General features: G+C 64.7%; 5 protein-coding genes and 1 pseudogene. 3 read left to right on the forward strand and 3 right to left on the reverse strand.

Going from position 1 to position 3,996, the window contains the following annotated elements; genetic code table 11:
* A pseudogene (locus MOV75_RS29635) lies at positions 1 to 355 on the reverse strand (UbiD family decarboxylase domain-containing protein); the annotation flags it as partial.
* Positions 356 to 467: 112 nt separating this feature from the next.
* On the opposite strand from MOV75_RS29635, the gene MOV75_RS29640 reads away from it, so the two are divergent.
* From MOV75_RS29640 to MOV75_RS29650, 3 genes are read left to right on the forward strand one after another with little or no spacing between them, the layout of a single operon-like run.
* Entirely contained in the window at positions 468 to 1,013 is a 546-nt protein-coding gene (locus MOV75_RS29640; protein WP_247007097.1) for an SCP2 domain-containing protein, read from the forward strand.
* Positions 1,013 to 1,990, forward strand: a complete 978-nt coding sequence (locus tag MOV75_RS29645; RefSeq protein WP_246931178.1) for a peptidase U32 family protein — start codon at positions 1,013 to 1,015, stop codon at positions 1,988 to 1,990. Before MOV75_RS29640 ends, MOV75_RS29645 begins: the two co-directional genes overlap by 1 nt.
* Before the next feature lie 26 nt (positions 1,991 to 2,016).
* A complete protein-coding gene (locus MOV75_RS29650; protein WP_246931175.1) occupies positions 2,017 to 2,952 on the forward strand; it encodes a U32 family peptidase in 936 nt (311 codons plus the stop codon).
* Positions 2,953 to 2,976: 24 nt separating this feature from the next.
* Here the strand turns inward: MOV75_RS29650 and MOV75_RS29655 are convergent, their stop codons facing one another.
* Both MOV75_RS29655 and MOV75_RS29660 read right to left on the reverse strand, forming a co-directional pair.
* Positions 2,977 to 3,600: an FMN-dependent NADH-azoreductase gene (locus MOV75_RS29655; RefSeq protein WP_246931174.1), complete on the reverse strand. Its 624-nt coding sequence runs from the start codon at positions 3,598 to 3,600 to the stop codon at positions 2,977 to 2,979.
* 6 nt (positions 3,601 to 3,606) lie between these two features.
* A partial coding sequence (locus MOV75_RS29660) for a cysteine hydrolase (RefSeq protein WP_247007098.1) occupies positions 3,607 to 3,996 on the reverse strand: 390 nt, incomplete at its 5' end.

Here is a 3,996-nt window from a genome sequence, read left to right on the forward strand (position 1 = left end):
CGGCGCGCGCGAGCGGGAGCTTGCCGAAGGCATCCCTGATGCTGCTCGGTGGTCGCGGCGCGCGCAGCTCGGCCATCAGCGCGCCAAGCTCTTCGAGACGGTCGCGCACGATGCCCATTCCCCATGCGATCCGCTCGACCGTTCCGAACAGATTGGTGAGGAGCGGCATCTCAGACGGGCTGCCGTCGGCCTTGACGGGCTGCTCGAATAATAGTGCTGGTCCGTGCGCGCCGAGCACACGCCGGTGGATTTCCGTGATCTCGTGGACGACGGAGACTTTTTCGCGAATGCGTCGCAACTGCCCCCGGCTTTCGATGAAGCGGAGGAAGTCGGACAGGTCGCGAAAGCGCGGCACATCACGTTGCAACTGAATAAGCTCCCAAAAAATCACAGCTAGCCGGGTTGATTTCGGTCTTCATTGTTCCGGCTCAAATACAGCGGCGTGCAATCCGTCCAGATGTGGGGCCATGAATGATCCGTTCGCCGCATCGCCCGGCCCGTTGCCGACGATTCCGCCGCTTGTCGCGCTTGCCATGCGTCCCCTGCCGCTGCTGCCGTTGCAGCTCGTTCTCGCCGGCGTGCTGCAGCGGATCCATCGGCGCTACCCTGCAATATTCGACCGGCTCGGCGCGCACGCGCGCGCGCGGTTCGGGATCAAGCCGATCGATCTGCCGTTTGCCTTCGTGGTCGAGGCCAGGCCGCCGCGCCTGTCCGTCGTGCGCGATTTGCCGCGAGGTCTAGACGCGCGAATCTCGGCCTCGCTCGCCAATCTGTTGGCTCTGCTCGAAGGCAGGGTCGACGGCGATGCCCTGATGTTCTCGCGCGAACTCGTCGTCGAGGGCGATGTCGAGGCGGTGCTGGCGCTGCGCAATGCGATCGACGACGCCCAGCTCGATCTCGCCACTGAGCTGTCCTCGCTGTTTGGCCCGCTGGGCGCGCCAGCGCGGCGCGCCTTCGAGGCCGCCCGTGGCCGCGTGATCGGTGCATCGGGCCAAGGCGAGCAATCGAGATGATGGAATTGATCTGTCCTGCCGGGACGCCGGCCGCGTTGAAGAGCGCCATTGATGCCGGCGCCGATGCGATCTATTGCGGCTTCAACGACGAGACCAACGCGCGCAATTTTCCGGGGCTGAATTTCAGCCGCGACGAGCTGCGCAATGGAATCGCGCTGGCGCATGGCCGCGGCGCCAGAGTCCTGGTCGCCATCAATACTTTCCCGCGCGCCTCTGCCGTCGACATCTGGCATCGCGCGGTGGACGATGCGGTGAGCGCCGGAGCCGACGCGCTGATCCTCGCCGATATCGGATTGATGGACTACACGGCACAGCGCCATCCGAACCAGCGTTTGCACGTCTCGGTTCAGGCCGCGGCCGCAAATCCCGATGCCATCGCCTTCTACGCAGAAACCTTCGGGGCAAAGCGCGTCGTGCTGCCGCGTGTCCTCAGCGTGCCGGAGATTGCGGATATCACCCGGCAGTCCGCCTGCGAGACCGAGGTCTTCGTGTTCGGCGGCCTCTGCGTGATGGCCGAGGGACGCTGCTCGTTGTCGTCCTATGCCACCGGCAAGTCGCCGAACATGCAGGGCGTCTGCTCGCCGCCGAGCCATGTGACCTACGAGCAGACCGCGGACGGGACCAAGTCCAGCCTCGGCGGCTTCACCATCAACCGGTTCGGGCTAAGCGAGCCTGCGGGCTATCCGACGCTGTGCAAGGGCCGCTTCTCGACCGCTCAGGGCGCCGGCTATATTTTCGAGGATCCCGTCAGCCTGGACGCCACGACCCTGCTTAGAGGCTTGCGCGATGCCGGGGTGACCGCGCTCAAGATCGAGGGCCGCCAGCGCGGCCGCGCCTATGTCGAAAGCGTGGTGCGCCATTTCCGTCATGCGCTCGCAGCGCTCGAGAGCGGGAGTGAGACCGACATTGCGAGCCTGAAGCCGTTCACCGAAGGGCAGGCCTCCACGCTCGGCGCCTACCGCAAGACCTGGCGCTAGTCTCTTTGAATATGTGAGGTCAAGCGATGCAACTCAGCCTCGGTCCAGTTCTGTACAATTGGGCGCCGGAACGCTGGCGCGATTTCTATTTCCGTATCGCTGACGAAGCGCCGGTCGACGTCGTCTCCGTCGGCGAGATCGTCTGCTCGAAACGTTCGCCGTTCTTCGCAGATCACATCCCGGCCGTTGTCGAACGGCTGCAAAGCGCGGGCAAAGAGGTGCTGCTGGGCTCGCTGATCCTGGTCTCGCTGCGGCGTGAACGCCGCCAGACCGAAGAGCTTGCGGCGGCCGAGGGCGTGCTGGTCGAGGTGAATGATCTGACCTGCCTCAGGGCGCTCGCGGGCCGGCCGCACGCCATCGGTCCCTTCGTCAACATCTACAACGAGGCGAGCGCGGCATTTCACGCCGCGCGCGGGGCAAGGCGCATCTGCCTGCCGCCGGAATTGCCGCTGGCTTCGATCGCGGCGATCGCGAAGGCGATCCCGGATGTCACGATCGAGGTGTTCGCGTTCGGCAGGGTGCCGCTGGCCATCTCGGCGCGCTGCTATCATGCGCGCCTTCACAAGCTCGCCAAGGACAATTGCCGCTTCGTCTGTGAGAAAGATCCGGACGGTCTCCTCCTGAACACGCTGGAGCAGCAGGACTTCCTGACCATCAACGGCGTGCAAACGCTGTCTCACTCCTGTGCCAATCTGCTGGGAGAGGCCGGCCTCTTGCAACAGAGCAAGGTCGGCTCGCTGCGCCTATCGCCGCAGGATTGCGACATGGTCGTCGTCGCCAGGACCTTTCGCGACGTGTTGGACGGTCGCGAGGACGCGGACGGCGGCAGCCGCCGACTTGCTGCGGCCTATCCTGGTGTTCCCTTCTCGAATGGGTTCCTGTGGGCAGAGCCAGGGCACGTCTATCGTCAGGCCCGATCAGGGGAGGCCCAAGGCTCAGCGGCGCAAATCGCGACCTTCTAAACGGGTTCGGCGTTGCGGGATGCATCAGAAGTTCGTGGCCATTGCAGCCAGACGTCGATGAGCCCTTTCCCGCGCAGTCTCGATCGACTGCTGCGGTCCAGTCGTTGGCCCGATCGGCACGAAACGAACGTTGTCGATCCCGATGAAGCGCAGGATGTCGCGCAGGTAGGGCGTTGCCATGTCGATGCGGCCGCGGTTCATGCCGGTGGCAAAGTCGCTGCCGCTGGCGAGAATCACCAGCGTCGGCCGGTCCTTGAGCAGTGGGAGATAGCCCTGCGACGGATCGAACCGAAACGTCAGCCCGGGCTGGACGATGATGTCGAACCATTGCTTGAGCTTGTAGGGAATGCCGAAGTTCCACATCGGCGTGGAGATCAGCACGCGATCGGCAAGCGACAGGCGCAGCGCCATGCGCTCGGCCTCGGCAAAGCCGTCGCGTTGCGCATCGTTGAAGGCTTGCCCATTTATCCGTGCATATTTGGCCTCGACGATGGGACCAGAGAATTCCGGCATCCGCTCCCGCCAGATGTCCATGACGTCGAGATCCCAGTCCGGCCGGGCCCGGCCAAAGCTATCAAGAAAGACGCGCGCGCCGGCACTCGAGATGGAGTCGGCGCGGGGCGAGCAGGACAGGTGCAGGAGCTTCACCGGCGTTCATCCCAACGCCCTGATGACGGCATCCGCCCGGGTGACCATCGCGACGTTTTGCATGGCGAAATTGATCGAGGCGTTGTGCCAGTCGGCGTTCATGGTCGAGCAGCAATCCTCGGGCACGATCATGAAATAGCCCTTGTCCGCGCCGGTGCGGGCGGTGTGCTCGACCGACATGTTGGTCCACGCACCGGTGTTGATGATCATGTCGCGCCCGGTCGCCTTCAGGATCGTCTCCAGCCGCGTGCCTTCCCAGGCGCTCATGCGCATTTTCTCGACGACGAAATCGCCGGGCCGTGGCTCGAGGCCGGACACGGGCGCCGCGCCCCAGCTTCCGCGCACCATCGCCTTGCTGTCGACCAGGCCCTCGAACAGCGGCGCATTCAGCGTGAC

Source organism: Bradyrhizobium sp. PRIMUS42, from assembly GCF_023006515.1.
GTDB lineage: Bacteria > Pseudomonadota > Alphaproteobacteria > Rhizobiales > Xanthobacteraceae > Bradyrhizobium.

Excerpts from the sequence above, each read along its gene's own strand:
- MOV75_RS29640 (WP_247007097.1), top strand. The coding sequence starts at position 468 with ATGAATGATCCGTTCGCCGCATCGCCCGGCCCGTTGCCGACGATTCCG.
- MOV75_RS29645 (WP_246931178.1), top strand. The coding sequence starts at position 1,013 with ATGGAATTGATCTGTCCTGCCGGGACGCCGGCCGCGTTGAAGAGCGCC.
- MOV75_RS29650 (WP_246931175.1), top strand. The coding sequence starts at position 2,017 with ATGCAACTCAGCCTCGGTCCAGTTCTGTACAATTGGGCGCCGGAACGC.